An 18,089-nucleotide genomic window follows, 5' to 3' on the forward strand; every position below is an offset into this window, starting at 1 on the left:
CGCCCTACTTGAGCACCGCGGGCAGGGCGGCGAACTCCTGGCGGATCAGGTCGTCGAGTGAACGACCTGGCGCCGAAAGCCACTGATTGAGGGCGCGTTCGACGAGCAGCATGCCGACGGCCGCCAAGAGCCGGCATTCGCTGTCGGGGGCGGGCATCCGGCGTCGTTCGGCGATCACCTGAGCGACGGTCTCGGCGTTGGCCTCGTGGTTTTTGCGTTCGCGGCCCAGCAACACGAGCGACGATGCGACGGCGTCGTGGTACTGCGCGATCCGTTTACGGATGCGCTTGAGTCCTGGTGCAAGCAACGCGAATGAATTCGCCAACGCCTCGAAGTCCGATGCCTCCTCCGGTTGAGCGAGGTAGACCCCGCTCACGGCGTCGATGAAGTCGTACTCGCCGAAGAAAAGCACCGACTCTTTGGTGGGGAAGTAGCGGAAGAAGGTCCTCGGCGAAACGCCCACGCTCTCGGCGATCTGGTCCGTGGTGGTCTCGTCGTAACCGTTGGTGCTGAACAGGTTCAGGGCCGCGTTCAGCAGAGCATTGCGGACCCGGTCCGCATGCGCGTCCCGCGGTGATCGGTCGCCCCGGGCCATCCGCCATCCCCTTTCCCGTCTGGTGTCGACAGTACAACGACTCCGGGTGCCGGCACATCGTTGACACTCGTTGTGATACCGACGATACTTCCCAATATATGACAGTGCGCTGTCATAGTGATACTTGAGCGCCGGCAGGCGCGGGTAGGGAGGATCTCGTCTCAATGACCGAGCTCGGCATCACCGGAACGCTGAACATCAACGATCTGCCCTTCGCGGAGGACCGCACGCGCGCTTGGCGCGAGCTGCGGGAGGCCGGCGAGGCGGTGAGTTCTGGCGAGGAGGTGGTGCTCACCAGTGCCGAGGCCGTCGAGTTCGCGGCCAAGAAACCTGAGATCTTCTCGTCGGCAAGGGCTTTCGACCGGCTGGGAAGTCCGGTTCCGTTGGTACCGATCGCGATCGATCCGCCAGATCACACCCGCTTCCGCCGAATGCTTGACCCGTTCTTCGGCCCGAAGAAAATGGCCGAGCGCGAGCCCGAACTACGCAGGCAGGCGGGTGAGTTGATCGATGCCATTGTCGCGAGCGGCGAGTGCGATGTGGTACCCGATCTCGCGACACCTTTTCCCTCCCAGGTGTTTTTGACACTGTTCGGGCTGCCCATGGCTGACCGCGACCGGCTGGTGAAGTGGAAGGACGCGATCTTGCAGTTCACCGATCCGAGTAGCACCGAAGCGACCCCGGAGGTGATGGCTCATGCGCTGGAACTGTTCAGCTATTTGACCGAGCACATCGCCGAGCGGCGCGCCGATACAACCGGCAACGACATGCTGACCCAGCTGATCCAAGACACCGACGAGGGCGGAATGTCGGACAACGAGATCCTGGGCCTGTGCTTCATGTTCGTGCTGGCCGGGCTCGACACCGTCACCTCTGCCGTCGGGTTCTCCTTAGCCAGGCTGGCGGCCGACGACGACATGCGCCGGCGTATTGCGCACGACTTCACGCTCATACCGGCGTTTATCGAAGAAATCTTACGCGTCGACGGTCCTGTGCCGTTTGCGCCACGTGTCACCACGGAGGGCGTCGAAGTGGCGGGCAGGTTCGTGCCCAAGGACACCACGGTCATGCTCAGTTATGGCAGCGCCGACCGCGATCCGCGTCGATACGAGGATGCCGACCAGATTCATCTCGACAGCAAGGTCGTGCACTTCGCATTCGGGCGTGGACCGCACCGGTGTCTGGGTTCACATCTGGCGCGTCTCGAACTACGGCTCATCCTCGAGGAGTGGCACTCACGCATTCCCGAATACACTCTGGCGCTGGGCAAGCCGCCACAGATGCCCTGGCCGACCGGGACGATGTCGCTGCAATCGGTGCCGCTGAACATCAAGCCGTCGTCGAAGGGTCAATAGATCTCGCGGGTGTCGCGGAACGGTCAAGCGACCTTGGGGATGATTTCCTCGGCTACCCACTGCATGTGGTCGAGGTAGGCGCTGAGCCCGTCCAGCGCTGGCGGGTTCACCCACGTGTCCGTGACGCCGCGCTCGGCCAGCATGTTGCAGTTGTCGATGACCTGCTGGGCGCTTTGGCCGAACTGCGCATTCGGGTCGTCGACGATGGCGTGCTCCTGACCGACGGACAACACCGCCAGGCTGTAGAACACCGAAAACGGCCGGTCGTCGAAACCGGGCTGCGAGCGTAGGTAATCCAATTTGGCCGGCAGCTCGTCGGGCTTGGTGAGCCATGGCGCCCAGCCATCTCCGAACCGGGCCGCGCGGCGCAGTACCGCGTCGGCGTCTCCGCCCATCCACACCGTCGGGTGCGGTGTGGAGATCGGCTTGGGCCCGAACGCGATGTCGTCGAACTTGACGAATTCACCGTCGTAACGTGGCGAATCGCTATGCCACAACTCGAACATCGCCTCGAGATATTCGTCTGCCATGCGGCCGCGCTTGGTGAACGGGACACCGATCGCGTCGTACTCCTCTTTGAGCCAGCCGACACCGACGGTGGTCTGAGCGCGACCGCCACTGAGCCAGTCGAACGTTGCGATCTGCTTCGCGGCGACGATCGGATTGTGCAGCGGCAGAATGGTGACCATCGAGCCGACGGTGATCGTCGAGGTGGCGCCTGCGACGAAGGCCTGGGCAGTGGTGGCGTCGAAGTAATGATCCCCGGACAACTCGAGATGGGCCGTTGGGGTCAGGAAGTGCTCTGGCAGAAATACCATCGAATAACCCAGCTGCTCGGCGTGTTGGGCGACTCGCGCAATGTCGGCACCGGAGAGCTGATGTTCCCAGGGCTGCGTGATGGCGGCGACGTGCATGCAATTGGGTAGGTAGACCGTGAATCTCATCTGGCGCCTTCCGATTTCGTGGTCCGGGCAGAGCGCCGACTGATGGTTCTCGCGCACCCGACCGTGGCCCGCCCATTATGGCAGTCTACTGACAAACGTCAAGGTTGCGGTGGCGGACCCAGCCGGTTCGGCGCCCGCTCAGGTCAGGCCGTCGGCGCACCATGAGTCTCGCGTTGACTGTGACAGTAGACTGTCATATTGTGGGTCGAATCCCTGGTTGTTGCGAAAGGCGTGTCACGTGGCTCCGAACCTGTTCATAGCGCTCACCAACCCGATCGAGGGTGAAGATGATGCCTTCAACAAGTGGTATGACGCTCAGCATGTACCGGAGGTGCTCGACGTTCCGGGAGTGGTTGCGGCGCAGCGTTACGACATCACCGAACTGAAGGTGCCCGACGACCAGGATCTGCCGGCCCAGCTCCCGCCGCCGACCCACCGTTACATGGTGATCTACGAGCTCGACAACGAGCCCGATGTCGTCATGGCGGAATTTCTGAAACGTGTCATGGCCGGAACCCTCACACTAGGGGAGTGGCTTGATCTGACCACGGTGTCGCTCACGGGATGGGTGCCGCGCGGCGAACGCGTGCCGGCGGACCGCTAGTGGGCGAGCTGCTCGCCGGTATTCGCGCCCAGCGGGCGTGTCGGCGATTCGACCCGAACGGCAAAGTACTCGATTCCGACGTCGAGCAGATGCTGGCGGCCAGCGTGCACGCGCCGAGCGCGGAGAATTCTCAGCCCTGGACGTTCATCGTGGTTCGCGACGAGGGCAACCGTGCGCTTCTCGCGTCTTGGTGGACGGAGACGTGGAATGCCGGCGGCGGCGACTTCGTCAAGCAAAGCGTCGAGGACAAGGTGCTGGTCGCCGACCTCGAATTCGGTTTCAGCAAAGGCGGCTTCGCCGCGGCGCCGGTTGTCATAGTGGTGTGCGCCGACACGGATCGCGTGCCGGAGATCTATGCACCGTCGTCGATCTACCCCGCCGTGCAGAACATGCTGCTTGCCGCTGCCGACCTGGGATATGGCTCGTGTCTGACCACCGGTCTGACCACCTTTGGTGTCGATCGGGTGCGGGAACTGCTGCAGCTGCCGCAGAACCTGATACCGATGGCCGCGGTCTACGTGGGCCTGCCCGCGCGCAAGCTTTCACCACCGCGCCGCCGCCCGGCGACGTCGGTGACTTACCGCGAGCGGTTCGGCACCCCGTGGTGACCAGAACGGAGAACTGCCAGTGCCATTAGCGATAACCGAAGATCATCGCGCGCTCGCCGAAGTCGCGGCTGCCATGGTGGCCGGGCGCGCGGGCACCGCGGGTGCCCGCCGGATCCTGCTCGACCGCGAAAAGAGCGGTGCGTGGTGGTCGACCGATGGGCTCTGGAAAGAGATGGTCTCCACCGGGTGGCTTGGGCTGCACATCGACGAAAGATTCGGCGGTCAGGGTTACGGACTGCCTGAACTGACGATTCTGTTGGAGCAGCTCGGTCGCGCCGCGGTGGGTGGGCCGTTTCTTCCCACGGTCGCGGTGTCCGCGGTGATCGCCGAAGTAGGGACCGACGAGCAGCGTGAGCGGTGGTTGCCGCTGTTAGTATCCGGCGACGTGGTCGCCGGCATCGGCACGAACGGCGATGCGGTCCTTCGGGATTCGGTGGTCTCGGCCGGCGCGGTTCCCGCGCTTGCCGAGGCGGCCGCCGACCTGTTCCTGCTTCCCGCCGATGCCGACCTCGTCGTGGTGCAGGCCGGCGACGGAGTCAGCATCCGAACCATTGACTCCGTGGATCAGCTGCTCGCACCCGTGATCGTGGCCGGCCTGGACTCCGTTCGCGTCGCCGAGGTGTTCCCCGGCGCAGCCGGGGCAGCGGTGCGGATTCTTCGTCTGCTGGCGGCAGCCGAAGCCGTCGGCGGTTTGGGCGCCTGCACCGAGATGGCCACGGCGTACGCCGCCGGCCGCGAGCAGTTCGGTAGGCCCATCGGCTCGTTCCAGGCGATCAAACATCACTGCGCGAACATGCTTGTCGACACCGAGCTCGCCACTGCCGCGACATGGGACGCCGCGCGCGCCGTCGGCGCGGAGGCCGAACTGGCCGCCGCGATGGCCGCCGGACACGCGCTGACCGCCTATCAGCGGGTGTCGCTGCAAAACGTGCAGGTGCACGGCGGCATCGGCTACACCTGGGAGCACGACGCCCACCTCTACATCAGGCGGGCCACCGTCCTGCAGGCCTTCGCCGGTGGCCAGGATGCCCTGCAGGACAGGGTTATCGCGCTGCAAGGCAGCGGAATGCGCCGGCGGCACTCGGTGGACCTACCCGAGGATGCCGAGCAGTATCGGCAGGCCGCATTGGACTTTCGCTGCCAACTCGAGGCCTCCGACGCAGGTGATCGCCAACGGCTCTGGGCGCGCAGCGGCTATCTGCAACCGCACTGGCCCGCGCCGTACGGCCGGGGTGCAGACAGCGTCGAGCAGTTGATCATCGAGGACGCCCTGGATGGGTTGGACAAACCCAGCCTCGGACTCGGCGAATGGGTGGTTCCCACGCTCCTGCAGCACGGCAGCAAGGAGCAGGTAGACCGATTGATCTGGCCGAGCCTTGAGGGCGAGCTGCGGTGGTGCCAACTCTTTAGTGAGCCCGGCGCGGGCTCGGACGCGGCGGCAGTTGCCACCAAGGCCACGCGGGTCGCCGACGGCTGGGTGGTCAGCGGTCAAAAGGTATGGACCAGTGATGCGGTGAATTGCCAACGCGGGCTGGCCACCGTGCGCACCGATCCGAAAGTGCGTAAGCACAAGGGCATTACGGCGATGATCATTGACCTCTCCGATCCGGCGGTGCGGATCCGCCCGCTCACCGAGATCACCGGCGAGACGCTGTTCAACGAAGTCTTTCTCGACAACGTCTTCGTGCCCGATCGCGACGTGGTCGGCGCCGTGAACGACGGCTGGAGCGTGGCGATGGCGGCGTTCGGCAACGAGCGGGTGTCGATCGGCGGTGGCTCGGTCACCATGACCGCAGAAGCTTTGATCGATCTTTTGAAGCGGCATCGACCCGGCGACAGTGGCGTTGCCCGCGAGGTCGGTGCATTGCTGATCGAGTCCTACACCTTGGCCACGCTGAACCTGCGGCAGGCTGCCCGAGCCGTCTTCGACGCCGGGCCCGGGATCGAAGGCAACATCGCCAAGCTGTTCGGGGCTGAGCATGCTCAGCGGGTGGCAGAGTTGGCGCTGCGGATTGCCGACCGGGCCATCCTGGTCGGTGAGGAACCCAAAGTTGTGCACGACTATCTGTTCAGCCGGTGCCTGACTATCGCCGGCGGTACGTCGGAAATCGTCAGAAACCTGATCGCGGAGCGCATTCTGGGCCTGCCCCGCGATTCGGCACCGAAGTAGATCGGAGCGTCATATGTCCTGTGCCGTCGTCGGGATCGGTCGCACCGAGTATTCCCGCAACTCCGGCCGCACGACCCGCGGCATGGCCGTGGCCGCCTGTCGCGATGCCATCGACGATGCCGGCCTGAGGCCGACCGACGTCGACGGCATCTGCACCTTCATGGCCAACGACTCCGAGCAGCCGATCTTCGTCGGATGGGCGCTTGGCATCGACGAATTGGCTTGGGCCAACGCCATGTACGGCGGCGGCAACCTCGTGGCTGATCAAATCGCCACCGCCGCCGCGGTCATCGAGGCCGGCATGTGCAAGGCCGTGCTGGTGTACCGGTCACTCAACGGCCGCTCGGGCTACCGGTTCGGCCATATCGAGGGGCCGATGCAGGTGCAGCACCACGACCAGTTCGACACCGCGTCCGGTTTCATGGTGCCGCCGCAGTGGTTCGCGATGTGGGCCCGGCGCCATCAGCATGAGTACGGTTCCACTTGCGAGGATTTGGGGCACATCGCGATCACTCAGCGCAATCATGCGGGGCCTAACGAACACGCTCTGAGACGCGAACCGCTGACCATGGACGACTATCTAGCGGCGCGCTGGATCAACGAGCCCTTCCGGGTACTGGACTGCACTTCGGAGGTCGACGGCGCGGTAGCGGTGCTGATCGCCGGCGAAGACATCGCCCGCGATGCGAAACAGCCGCCCGTGTGGCTAGTCGGATCGTCGAACTCGCAGGGCGGCTCCGGCTGGACCGAATGGGATGACCCCACCGAGATGTACTCGCGCACAGCGGGCCCGAAGATTTGGGAAAAGACAGGTCTGAGTCCCTTCGACATGGACGTGGCGTGCATGTACGACTGCTTCACCTACACCGTGATGGCCACCATGGAGGGATTCGGCTTCTGCGAGAAAGGCGAGGTGGGCAAGTTCTTCTCAACGGGACGTGCCACCTACGGCGGTGACGTGGTGGTCAATCCGCACGGCGGGCTCCTGTCCGAGGGGTACATCCACGGCCTCAACCACCACTACGAGGCAGCGCTGCAACTGCGGCACGCAGCCGGTGTGCGTCAGGTCAAGGACGCCCAACTGGCGCTGGTAACCGCGGGCGGCGGGCCCTTCGGCGGCGCGAACGTCTACAGCAAGGAGCGCCCATGACGAATCCCGCACTCGCGCCGCCCGTTCCGGTGCCCGATCCCGACTCGGCGCCGTACTGGGAGGCCCTGAAGAACGGCAAGTTCATGCTGTGCCGTTGCGACGACACCGGGAAGTGGATCCATCCGCCGTTGGAACGCAGCCGGTACACCGGCGGCCCCGTGCACTTCGAGGAGGTCAGCGGCGACGGGACGATATTCAGCTACATCGTGGTCCGCCAGGCCCTCGTTCCTGGCCGCGTGCCCCCTTACGTAGTCGGCCTCGTCGAACTGGTCGAGCAGCCGGGCCTACGGATCAACGCCGTCATCAACGCCGATCCCACCGACGTCCGTATCGGACAGCAAGTTGAACTACGCATCGTCGAGCTCGGCGAAAGCGGTTATTGCATACCCGAATTTGTAATCAAGTAAAGGCTGGGAGTGGCAATGGGCAGAATGGACGGTCGCGTCGCCTTCATCACCGGAGCTGGCAAGGGCCAGGGACGGTCGCACGCAGTCCGGTTGGCCGAGGAAGGTGCCGATATCGTTGGTGTCGACATCTGTCGCCAACTCGACGGCGTGCTGTATGCGATGGCCACGCCGGAAGACCTCGACGAGACCGTCAACTTGGTGGAGAAGACCGGTCAGCGGATGATCGCCCGTCAGGCTGACGTCCGCGACCGCAAAACACTACAGGCCGCTTTCGATGATGGCGTCGCAGAATTCGGCTACATAGATACGGTGGTGGCTAACGCGGGGATCGTATTGAACCGGGTCGACGAGCCCGATCCCGAGGCGGCGTGGGAACTCGGCATCGGCGTGCTGCTCACCGGTGTGTGGAACACCCTGCAGATCGCAAGCGCCCACATGATGAAGTCCGATCGCGGCGGTGCCATAGTCGCCACCAGCTCGATGGCTGGTCTGAAGGCACTGACTGACGGCAGCGGCGGCGCGGATGCGTACGCCGCGGCCAAAATCGGCGTCACTGGGCTGGTACGGGCCTACGCACAGCGTATGGCAGCCAAAAATATCCGTGTCATGGCGATCGCACCGACCGGTGTCAACACCGCCATGATCGTGGAGAATCCGGCGCTGTTTGAGGTGATCGCCCAGAATGAGCATCTCGCCAAGGCGATGGCTAACGCCCTACCGGTGACGGTGATCGAACCGTCTGATGTCTCCGAGACGGTGTTGTTCCTGGTCTCGGACAGTGGCCGGTATTACACGGGCACAACGCTAATGCTCGACGCCGGCATGAACATGACCTGACGGCTGCTGCCGCACGGAGTCAGCTCAACAAGGTGCCGGTGCCCAGGTCGTAATAGGCCTCCGCGAAGCGGCCAAGTACCGCGCCCACGACCTCGACCGAATACATCTGATCGGGCGCGATCGCCCACATGCAAAAACCCCAAGCCGGACTCTGCCGATATGCGGTCCACATCGCGTCGCGGTCGGGCACCGATGTGACGCCGGCGTCGAGCAGCCGGCCGCGATAATTGTCCAACAGCTCGTGCTCGTGGGCCCGCCGAAGCTCCGGGGACAATGCGGCAATCAACGCATAACCGACGTCGTGCGACCACGAGCCGCGTCGGATCAGCTGCCAATCAAGGACACCCATCCGGCCGTCAGGCAGCACATACGTGTTGCGCGGATGCGGGTCCCCGTGCAACACCGTGATCGGGTCGCGGGCAACCCGCTCCTGGAGCCTCCAGAACGCCGCCTCCATACCGTCCATGTCAGTGCCGGTAGCATCGAGAAGCGCCTTCTTATAAGGGGCATCGATGAGAGCACGAATTATCTCAAACCCGTTGTCCCGTAGAAAGGTTGCAAACCCCCCGGTAATGGGATCCTGTAACCAGGACAAGTCGCCGCCGTCGGCCAACCGCCGGCTGCCCCAGAACGGAGCGTGCAGCTGGCTCAACGTTGCCAGCAGCGCGTCGGCCTGCTCGACGGTAAGACCGGCCGTCGCGTCGGGGACCTGCGCGCCGCGTAACGTGATGTCCTCTCCGAGGATCAGAAACTGCGACGGACCATCGAGGTGGTCGGCGAAGTAGGTCGTCATCGTCTCGACGTCCAGGCCCGGACGTAGGTCGCGGTAAAACCTTGTCTCGTCGTCATACAACACGGTCCCGCCGCCGCCTTCCGACAGCGACTCGTCGAACGCCTCCGGCAGGTCGTGCACCGTACTCAGTTGCGTTTTGATGAAGAGCCGCTGCGGAAGTCGAGTCTGCGGATCGGCGTAGTTCACATCGAGGTGCAGGTGCGACGTGGTGCCCTGCCAGGTGTGCCCGACCGTGACGCCGGTAACCGTCGCCTCGGGATCGTGTCGGCGCAGCAGCGACGTCATAACGCCGGGCGTGATGTCGTCGGCGGACTGAAGCGTGACTTGCAGGGCTTGTCCGGTCATTACAGTCCTCGTCGGTGAGATTAACTATGACAGTTGACTGTCACGTTAGCACCGAATCGGCCGGACGGAGCCGGTTTGCCGCCCCAAAGCAGAAACGCCTGACTACGTCGCCTTAATCGGGCGGAACAACGGCAACCACACCCGGCTCTCTTCCTCACCCGACAACGCGGTCCAGTCTTCGAAAAAGACCTCGACAGCCATCCCGACACGCATCTTCTCCGGGTCAACGTCGACCACGTTGGAAATCAACCGGGTATCGGGTTCTTCGGCAAGCTCCACCATCGCCACGATGTAGGGCGGTTCGAAACCCGGAATCCAGGTCTGTCGGTTGACCGTATACGCCGCAACGGTCGCCCGCCCTGAGACGGGCTCCGGTGCAACGTCGGTGCTGCGACAACGCCAGCAGGCCGGTCCCGGCGGATGGAAGAAGTGGCCGCAACCGTGGCAGCGGGTGATCAGCAGCTCGCCGTTGCGCCCTCCGGTCCAGAACGCAAGCGACTCGGCGGTAGGGGTGGGTGCCAATCGCAACTGCGGACGTTGGTAGTTCATGACCCTACCAACGATCGACCGATCACCAGCCGCTGAATCTGGTTGGTGCCCTCGAAGATCTGGGTGATCTTGGCTTCGCGCATGTAGCGCTCGACACGGTAATCCCTGGTGTAGCCGTAGCCGCCGAACACCTGGACGGCGTCGGTGGTGACCTTCATTGCGGCGTCGGTCGCGACGAGCTTTGCCACCGAGGCGTGGCGCGAGTAGGGCAGTCCGGTGTCGCGGCGGCGCGCCGCGTCCAGGTAGGTGGCACGGGCAGAGTCGACGGCGGCCGCCATATCGGCCAGCATGAATGCCAGGCCTTGATGATCGATGATCTTGCGGCCGAAAGTCGTCCGTTGTTGGGAGTAGCGCGCCGCCTCGTCGAGGGCTGCCTGCGCCAGCCCGACGGCCACCGCGGCGATGCCCAGGCGTCCAGAATCCAGTGCACTGAAGGCGATCTGGAGACCCTGCCCCTCGACACCGATCCGACGCTGGGCAGACACGAATGCATTGTCGTAGTGCGCTGTGGTGGTCGGGATAGCATGCAAGCCCATCTTCTCCTCGGGTTTGCCGAACGTAAGCCCGTCGGTGTCCTTTTCGACCAAGAAGCATGAAATGCCGCGTCCACCTTCACCTGTGCGGGCGAAGAGGGTGTAGAAATCTGCTACGCCCCCATGGGTGATCCACGCCTTCGCGCCGTTGACGCGGTAACCGCCGTCGACCGCGGCGGCTTTACAGGTCAATGCGGCGGCGTCGGAACCGGCCTGCGGCTCGGACAAGCTATAGGCGCCGATCGTGTGACCACTTAGCATGGTCGGCAGCCACTGCTGTTGTTGCTCGTCGGTGCCGAACGCGATCAACGGATGGCAGGACAGCACGTGGACGCTGACAGCCACGGCGATTGCCGCCCACCGAGCGGCCAGCTCCTCGAGAACCTGCAGGTATACCTCGTAGGGCTGTCCGCCGCCGCCCCATTCCTGCGGGTGGGGCAGCGTCAGCAGCCCGGTCTCACCCAGAGTCGCGAAGACTCCCTTGGGATAGGTTTCGCTCTTCTCATGCTCGTCGACGATCGGATCGAGCACCTTGTCGGCGACGTCGCCGGCCAGCCGAACCAGTTCGCGTGCTTCTGGCGTCGGCAGCAGGCGCTCGACCGTCATGACCGGTTGTCCTGCCACTCACAGCCGGTGAGCTCGACCGAGATCTCCCACAACCGCCGCGCGCTGTCCGCGTCGCGCGCCTTGTCTCTGAGTTTGGTGGGCTTCGGTGTGCCCCACTGGTGCATCAGGCCGCGCGGCGCAATGTAGGTGCCGTTGGGCAAGGTCGTGGTGATCGCCTGAATGGTCGAGCGGGCCCCGTCAGCTGGGCGCTGCGCGATGCGCGGCGAGAGCACTCGGCCCGCCCACTGCAATACACCCGAACCGTTACGGGTGATTCCGGTGTCCGTCATGCCGGGATCGGAAGCATAGGCGGTCTTGCCGCGGGCAACCAGTTCCCGCACGAACAGCAGGTTCGCCAGCTTGGATTCCCCATAGGCCGACCATGGGTTGTAGCGGCGACGGTGGTAGTTGAGGTCGTCGAAGTGCATGCGGGCGGTGTTGTAGTTGGTGCTGGCCACCGCCACGACCCGCTCGCGGATCCGGTCGCCGAGCAGGCAGGTTAACGCGAAGTGGCCAAGGTGATTAGTGCCCATGTGAGCCTCGAAGCCATCCGCGGTTCGAGTCAGCGGCAAGCCCAACACACCGGCGTTGTTCACCAACACGTCGACGTAGTCGACAGTGTCGGCGAACTTACGCACGCTGGTGAGGTCGGCCAAGTCTAACTCGCGCACTTCGACGTCGCCGGGCATCGACGAAGCGGCCTCGCGTCCCTTTGTCAGAGTCCGGCAAGCGATCACCACTTCGTGACCGGCGGCGGCCATTGCGTGTGCGGTCGCCTTTCCGACCCCACTGCTTCCGCCCGTGACAATGATCCGCACGTCGCCGTGCCCTCCTTCGCGGCAGTTTTGTAAACAGTAAACTATTTATCGTTTTGGTGGAACGGCGAGGAGACACGTTGAGAACTAATCACTCAACTACTTCAGTTCGGCCGGTCATATGACGTGGCTCGAGCGGATATGCGCAATTCACGAACGCAGCGACCGTGCAGCGGTCATTGGCGAGGCGGGCGCCGTCACGGGCCGCGAACTGATTGGAAAGGCAGTCACCGCCACGGACCTGCTGGTTGACCTCGATGTGCAGTTAGGCCAGCCGATCCCAGCGCTGCTCAGCACTAACGCCGACGCACTCGCTCTCTTGTTCGGTGGTGCCGCCGTCAACAGACCGCTCGCTCCGCTCGGGCCGCGGCAGACCACCGCCGAGCTGGCTGAGACGGTGCGCCGGAGCGGCTCGTCAGTCCTGCTGGCTGAGGCCGCGTCCGCCGAGACCGCTCGGCAGGTTGGAGACGCGGTTGGGATACGGGCGGTGACAATTCCGTTCTTGGCTGCATCGGGGCGTCCGTTGCACCCGGAACCGGGTCCCACCGCGATCTATCTGCACACCGCGGGAACGACCGGAGTTCCCAAAAGCGTTCCGCTCACCGAGCCGGTGCTCGACGCCCGCGCCGAGCTGTTGAGTCGCCTGATAAACATCGGCCCCGACGATCGCTACGCCACCGGCTCACCAATCCACCACATCGGAGGATTGGGCAACGTCCTCGTGGCTCTCACCGTCGGGGCGGCGGTTATCTGCACCACCAGATTCTCCTTCGATTGGTGGCGCACCCTCAAGCGCCTCGAAGCCACCCATTGTCTGCTCGTGCCGACCATGATCGAGATGTTGCTCAGCGAGGGACTTCTCGACGCAGTTCCGCTGAAGACATTGATTTACGGCGCCTCGCCGATCACCGTCGACACACTGCGCCGCGTCCTTGACGTCCTAGCGGACGTCGCGATCGTCAGTCTCTATGGCCAAACCGAGGGCAGCCCGATCACCAGCTTGGGCCCGGACGATCATCGACAGGCCGCAGTCAACAACTCAAGGATTCTCTGCACCGTCGGCCGGCCCGTGAGCGGCCTACGTCTGCGGATTGGTGAACCGGACGGGGCGGGAATCGGGGAAGTTTTGGCCGCGGCGGCGCACCTTTCCGGCCAGGCCGCCGATGGATGGTTGCACACCGGGGATCTGGGTTTGATGGACGATGATGGTTATCTCCGTCTTTGTGGTCGTCGGCACGACATGGTGGTTCGCGGCGGAGAGAACGTCTATCCGTTAGAAGTCGAGAATGTGTTGAGCGCCCACCCCGCGGTTGCTGCGGTCGGGGTTGTAGGCGTGCCGGACACGCGACTGGGGGAGACCTTGGCCGCGTTCATAGTCCCGACGGACTCGGGTCATCCTCCACGGCCCGAGGAACTGGCTTCGTTTACCCGCGTCAAGCTAGCCGGCTTCAAGGTTCCGCAATACTGGTATTCGGTCGCCGAACTGCCGCTGAACGGTGCGGGCAAGGTCGTTCGCGCCGCACTTCAGGCGATACATCTGGAGCGTCAGCACATTGCGTCACCGTGAGTTATCTACCTAGGCCGGCCTGGACGGCGAGAGACGTTCCCGAGCATCTGATACGGAGCGATAGCTGTCAGGGCCACCCGTTGGCCGATCTAGTAGGGGGTGCCGAACAGCGGCGGCCAATTCAGTGGTCCGGCTGGACTTGTGCGGCGATGGACCTAGACCTTATTCGTTATATAGTTTAACGTCTCGGTCTATGTTCGAGCCGCCAGCCACCAAGAGCCGGGCCTCGCTGGTCGCCTTGATTCTCACCGCGGCAGCCGTCGGCTTGCTCGTGCTGACGCCACCACCGAGGGCGCATGCCGCCCCAGCGCCTGAGGTCGAGTATGTCTACGACGTGGTGGTGCGGCGGCATTACGGCTTTCCGAACAACGACGCACTTACTTATGGCCACGGGATCTGCGACAAGGTCGGCCGAGGAGAGGCCTACGGGCAAGTCATGGGTGACGTGAAGAATGACGTCACCCCCAACGATGAGTTCGCGGCCAATTACCTGGTCTCATATGCGGTCAACTTGCTGTGCCCTGAGCTGATATGGCAGCTTCGGAACTCAGCCGCGGGCTACCAACCGCCAGGCGGAGTCGCAGCGCCCGGTACCTATTACTGAGGCTAAGACCAGCACGCGAACAGCGCTTACCTGCAGAGCGCCCCCCGCGCTGCGCCGAGCGGCAGAGAGGTTGCCCCTTACTGATCGCGACGAGAAATCGTGATGTTGATCGGTGACGGCTTGCCCAATCGGGCCGTTGCCACCAGGCTGAACCTCTCGGTGCGCACCGTTGAAGCACCGTTGAAGGCCACATCTACCGCGCGATGGCCAAGACTTGAATCTAGAACGTCACGCCGTCGAAGGGCGGTCCGGTAACATTCCCAACGGAGTGTAAGTTGGCCCCGAAGGCTAAGGCAAGAGAAGACGTGGTGGAAGTCGGCGAACGACGAGTGCGGCGCACTCAGGCAGAGCGAAGTGCGGCCATGAGAACGCGGTTGCTCGATGCCACCATCGAGTGCCTGGTGACCTACGGATATGCGGGCACCACCACGCCACGGGTCGCCGAGCGTGCCGGTGTGACCCGGGGAGCCCAGATCCACCACTTCCGTGCGAAGGAAGATCTGGTGGTGGCGGCGATCGAACATCTCGCACAGCAACGCGTCCAGGCCGCCATGCGCGAGTTCGGCAGAATGACTGCCACGAGCGACCCGGTCTCGACGATGCTGGATTTTTTGTGGGAGGCGCACCAGGGCCCGATGTTCATTGCAGCCGTTGAGCTTTGGGTCGCCGCACGCACCGACGCAGTGCTGGCAAGCCATGTCGAACGAGTCGAGCCGCTGGTCAACAGCACGCTGATTTCGGCGATCGCTCAACTGGTGCCCGACCACGCCGCACGCAAAGACCTGCGCAACTTCGTCTACACCGCGATGGACGCGCTGCGGGGGATTCTGCTGGCAAGTTTCGTCGATCGCGACACCGATCGCGCGCGCCGCCGGTGGCACCGGGCGGCTGAGCAACTACGGATTGCCGCCGGCGGGCTGCTGACCGCCGATTCCGTGGACTGACTCCCACCCTCCGCGAGCCCTGCTGAGTCGAATCTCGGGCCGTTGCAAAGATGCAATCAGGTGTGTATGTTTCGTGGCGGGGCTGCGTCAGTTTGAGGGAGCGAGATGTCACAGAAGGTCTACGTCATCGGCGTGGGGATGACGAAGTTCGAGAAGCCGGGGCGCCGGGAAAACTGGGACTACCCGGACATGGCGCGCGAATCCGGCACCAAGGCGCTCGAGGACGCTGGCATCGACTACGCCGCGATCGAGCAGGGCTACGTCGGCTACGTCTACGGTGAGTCGACCTCGGGCCAGCGGGCGCTCTATGAACTGGGGTTGAGCGGGATCCCGATCGTGAACGTCAACAACAACTGTTCGACCGGGTCTACAGCGCTGTACCTTGCCGCGCAGGCGATTCGGGGCGGGCTGGCCGATTGCACCATCGCGCTGGGCTTCGAGAAGATGAAGCCTGGCTCGCTGGAGTCCACCTACGACGACCGGACCAACCCGATGGAAAAGCACATCATGGCGATGGCCGAGATCTCCGAGGTGCTCTTCCCGCCGGCGCCGTGGATGTTCGGGGCCGCGGGCCGTGAACACATGCAGCAATACGGCAGCACCGCCGAACATTTTGCCAAAATTGGCTATAAGAATCACAAGCATTCGGTCAACAACCCGTACGCCCAGTTCCAGGAGTCGTACTCGCTGGACGACATCCTGGCTGCGCGAATGATCTACGACCCGCTGACCAAACTGCAGTGCTCACCGACCTCCGACGGGTCGGGCGCGGCGATCTTGGCGTCGGAAGCGTTCGTGGACAGACACAACCTGGCCGCTCAGGCAGTGGAGATCGTCGGGCAGGCGATGACGACCGACTTTGCCAACAGCTTCGACGGCACCTGCAAGGGTCTGATCGGCTACCACATGAATGTGCAAGCCGCTCAACGTGTCTACGAACAATCCGGACTGGGACCCGACGAATTCCAGGTCATCGAATTGCACGACTGCTTTTCGGCCAACGAGCTGCTGCTCTACGAAGCCTTGGGTCTGTGTGGCGAAGGCGAGGCGCCCAAACTCATCGACAACGGTGACGTCACCTATGGCGGGCGGTGGGTGGTCAACCCGTCCGGCGGCCTGATCTCCAAAGGGCACCCGCTGGGGGCCACTGGTTTGGCGCAGTGCGCCGAGTTGACCTGGCAGCTTCGCGGCAAGGCCGACAAGCGGCAGGTCGACAACGTCACCGCCGCGTTGCAACACAACATCGGACTCGGCGGTGCGGCTGTCGTCACCGCTTATCAGCGTGCCGAACGCTGAACCATCCGAGCAACTTTCGAAAGAGAACAACCATGGGACACATCGAGGCAACCCGCGAACTGTCGGCCGACCCGGAGGCGCTGTGGGGGACGGTCACCGACTTGGCCAACTGGGACAAATGGTTCACCGTCCACGAGAAGTGGCTCGAGAGCCCGCCCGACGCTCCGACTGTAGGTGCAAAACTGACGGCCAAGATCGTCATGCTGGGGATGGCGAACAAGATCGAGTGGACGATCGACGAGCTCGAAGCGCCACGCTCGCTGGTACTCTCGGGCACCGGGATGGCCGGGGTAAAGGCCAAGTTCACCTTCGTCATCGACCCGGCCGACCAGGGCTCGACATTCACTGTTTCCGGCGACTTCGAGGGCGCGATGATCAAAGGCGCGCTGGGCAAGGCCGTGGAGAAAGACGGCGTACAGCAACTCGACAAGACACTCGACCAGCTCGACGCGCTGGCGTCCGCCGAGATGTCCGAGGCCTAATCTATGGCCGAAACACTGCAATTCGACGACACCGGCCTGGGCCGCTGGACCGACGACGAGCGATTCGACGTCACCCAACAGCGGTTGGTTGAATACGCCGCAGCCACGAATGACCCGATCGAGGCGCACCGCAAAGGGGACGTTGCGCCACCGGTGTTCGCGATCGTCCCCGCTTTCGCGGCGCTGCTCACGCCCGCGGTGGACGTGATGCCGGCCCAGGCCATCCCGCGAATCGTGCACGGCGAGCAGGACTTCCACTTCCACCGGCCGATCCGCCCCGGCGACAAGCTGGTATCGCGCGGCAAGATGATCGGCTACCAGGGGCTGGAGAAGGGCACCCGCGCCGCGATCCTGCTCGAATGCCGCACCGAGGACGGCGAACTGGTCAACGAGCAGTACGTCACCACGTTCGTGCGAGGCATGTCGGTGGGCAAGACGGTCGGCGACCTCAGCCCTGAGCACAAGTTCGACGACACGCTGAGAGAACAGGCCCCGGTTGCCAAAGTCGTTCAGCACGTCGACCACGACCAGACCTTCCGCTACTCACCCGCGGCCGGTGACCCGATGCCGATCCATCTCGACGAGGAAGTGGCCCGCGACGCCGGGTTGCCGGGAATCATCGCGCACGGCCTGTGCACCATGGCATTCACGTCGTGGGCGGTGCTCACCGAGCTGGCCGACTCGGACGTCAACCGGCTCAAGCGGTTCGCGGTCCGCTTCTCCAAGCCGGTGCTGCCCGGCGACGACCTGGAAACCAGGATCTGGAAAGTCGGCAGCAGCGACGGAACCACCAGCTACGCATTCGAAACGGCACGAAGCCGTGACGACGGCGAAGAAATCGCCATCACCGACGGACTGGCCGTACTGGCCGACTGACACAACCAA

At 63.9% G+C, this 18,089-nt stretch carries 19 protein-coding genes; 13 read left to right on the forward strand and 6 right to left on the reverse strand.

Annotated features, from left to right (window positions below):
- Positions 1–4 precede the first annotated feature (4 nt).
- Positions 5–595, reverse strand: coding sequence for a TetR family transcriptional regulator (locus G6N48_RS26560; RefSeq protein ID WP_085269894.1), 591 nt, complete (start codon positions 593–595; stop codon positions 5–7).
- Between the two features lie 164 nt (positions 596–759).
- On the opposite strand from G6N48_RS26560, the gene G6N48_RS26565 reads away from it, so the two are divergent.
- Positions 760–1,950 carry a cytochrome P450 gene (locus G6N48_RS26565; protein ID WP_085269893.1) on the forward strand — a complete coding sequence of 397 codons (1,191 nt, stop codon included), beginning with the start codon at positions 760–762 and terminating at the stop codon, positions 1,948–1,950.
- Positions 1,951–1,973: 23 nt separating this feature from the next.
- Here G6N48_RS26565 and G6N48_RS26570 read toward each other — a convergent pair whose 3' ends face one another.
- A complete protein-coding gene (locus G6N48_RS26570) occupies positions 1,974–2,894 on the reverse strand; it encodes a TIGR03619 family F420-dependent LLM class oxidoreductase (RefSeq protein ID WP_085270122.1) in 921 nt (306 codons plus the stop codon).
- Between the two features lie 238 nt (positions 2,895–3,132).
- On the opposite strand from G6N48_RS26570, the gene G6N48_RS26575 reads away from it, so the two are divergent.
- Genes G6N48_RS26575 through G6N48_RS26600 form a run of 6 tightly spaced genes read left to right on the forward strand, consistent with a single transcriptional unit; the run spans position 3,133 to position 8,670 of the window.
- On the forward strand, positions 3,133–3,498 hold the full coding sequence (locus tag G6N48_RS26575; protein WP_085269892.1) for a DUF4286 family protein: 366 nt from the start codon (positions 3,133–3,135) through the stop codon (positions 3,496–3,498).
- Complete coding sequence (locus G6N48_RS26580) at positions 3,498–4,106, forward strand: nitroreductase family protein (RefSeq protein WP_085269891.1); 609 nt, start codon at positions 3,498–3,500, stop codon at positions 4,104–4,106. Before G6N48_RS26575 ends, G6N48_RS26580 begins: the two co-directional genes overlap by 1 nt.
- A gap of 19 nt (positions 4,107–4,125) precedes the next feature.
- Positions 4,126–6,276 carry an acyl-CoA dehydrogenase gene (locus G6N48_RS26585; protein WP_085269890.1) on the forward strand — a complete coding sequence of 717 codons (2,151 nt, stop codon included), beginning with the start codon at positions 4,126–4,128 and terminating at the stop codon, positions 6,274–6,276.
- A gap of 13 nt (positions 6,277–6,289) precedes the next feature.
- Positions 6,290–7,426 (forward strand): thiolase C-terminal domain-containing protein, encoded by a 1,137-nt coding sequence (locus G6N48_RS26590; RefSeq protein WP_085269889.1) that lies wholly within the window; start codon positions 6,290–6,292, stop codon positions 7,424–7,426.
- Positions 7,423–7,833 (forward strand): Zn-ribbon domain-containing OB-fold protein, encoded by a 411-nt coding sequence (locus G6N48_RS26595; RefSeq protein WP_085269888.1) that lies wholly within the window; start codon positions 7,423–7,425, stop codon positions 7,831–7,833. Before G6N48_RS26590 ends, G6N48_RS26595 begins: the two co-directional genes overlap by 4 nt.
- A 15-nt stretch (positions 7,834–7,848) precedes the next feature.
- The gene (locus G6N48_RS26600) at positions 7,849–8,670 is read left to right on the forward strand and encodes a mycofactocin-coupled SDR family oxidoreductase (RefSeq protein WP_020188800.1); all 822 of its coding nucleotides are present in this window, start codon (positions 7,849–7,851) and stop codon (positions 8,668–8,670) included.
- A gap of 19 nt (positions 8,671–8,689) precedes the next feature.
- Here the strand turns inward: G6N48_RS26600 and G6N48_RS26605 are convergent, their stop codons facing one another.
- From G6N48_RS26605 to G6N48_RS26620, 4 genes are all read right to left on the reverse strand, one after another.
- Entirely contained in the window at positions 8,690–9,808 is a 1,119-nt protein-coding gene (locus G6N48_RS26605; protein ID WP_085269887.1) for a phosphotransferase, read from the reverse strand.
- Positions 9,809–9,910: 102 nt separating this feature from the next.
- A complete protein-coding gene (locus G6N48_RS26610; protein ID WP_085269886.1) occupies positions 9,911–10,357 on the reverse strand; it encodes a Zn-ribbon domain-containing OB-fold protein in 447 nt (148 codons plus the stop codon).
- Positions 10,354–11,496, reverse strand: coding sequence for an acyl-CoA dehydrogenase family protein (locus G6N48_RS26615; RefSeq protein WP_085269885.1), 1,143 nt, complete (start codon positions 11,494–11,496; stop codon positions 10,354–10,356). Before G6N48_RS26615 ends, G6N48_RS26610 begins: the two co-directional genes overlap by 4 nt.
- On the reverse strand, positions 11,493–12,314 hold the full coding sequence (locus tag G6N48_RS26620; RefSeq protein WP_085269884.1) for an SDR family NAD(P)-dependent oxidoreductase: 822 nt from the start codon (positions 12,312–12,314) through the stop codon (positions 11,493–11,495). The genes G6N48_RS26615 and G6N48_RS26620 overlap by 4 nt, the downstream gene beginning before the upstream one ends.
- 118 nt (positions 12,315–12,432) lie before the next feature.
- Between G6N48_RS26620 and G6N48_RS26625 the strand changes: the two genes are divergently transcribed.
- From G6N48_RS26625 to G6N48_RS26650, 6 genes are all read left to right on the forward strand, one after another.
- Positions 12,433–13,878, forward strand: coding sequence for a class I adenylate-forming enzyme family protein (locus G6N48_RS26625; protein WP_085269883.1), 1,446 nt, complete (start codon positions 12,433–12,435; stop codon positions 13,876–13,878).
- 193 nt (positions 13,879–14,071) lie between these two features.
- Complete coding sequence (locus G6N48_RS26630) at positions 14,072–14,482, forward strand: DUF732 domain-containing protein (protein ID WP_085269882.1); 411 nt, start codon at positions 14,072–14,074, stop codon at positions 14,480–14,482.
- Between the two features lie 362 nt (positions 14,483–14,844).
- Entirely contained in the window at positions 14,845–15,426 is a 582-nt protein-coding gene (locus tag G6N48_RS26635; RefSeq protein ID WP_085269881.1) for a TetR/AcrR family transcriptional regulator, read from the forward strand.
- Positions 15,427–15,531: 105 nt separating this feature from the next.
- Positions 15,532–16,722, forward strand: a complete 1,191-nt coding sequence (locus G6N48_RS26640; RefSeq protein WP_085269880.1) for a lipid-transfer protein — start codon at positions 15,532–15,534, stop codon at positions 16,720–16,722.
- 32 nt (positions 16,723–16,754) lie between these two features.
- Complete coding sequence (locus G6N48_RS26645; RefSeq protein WP_085269879.1) at positions 16,755–17,204, forward strand: type II toxin-antitoxin system Rv0910 family toxin; 450 nt, start codon at positions 16,755–16,757, stop codon at positions 17,202–17,204.
- A gap of 3 nt (positions 17,205–17,207) precedes the next feature.
- Complete coding sequence (locus G6N48_RS26650) at positions 17,208–18,080, forward strand: MaoC/PaaZ C-terminal domain-containing protein (protein WP_085269878.1); 873 nt, start codon at positions 17,208–17,210, stop codon at positions 18,078–18,080.
- Positions 18,081–18,089: the final 9 nt, after the last annotated feature.

The sequence above is a fragment of the Mycobacterium parmense genome (assembly GCF_010730575.1).
GTDB lineage: Bacteria > Actinomycetota > Actinomycetes > Mycobacteriales > Mycobacteriaceae > Mycobacterium > Mycobacterium parmense.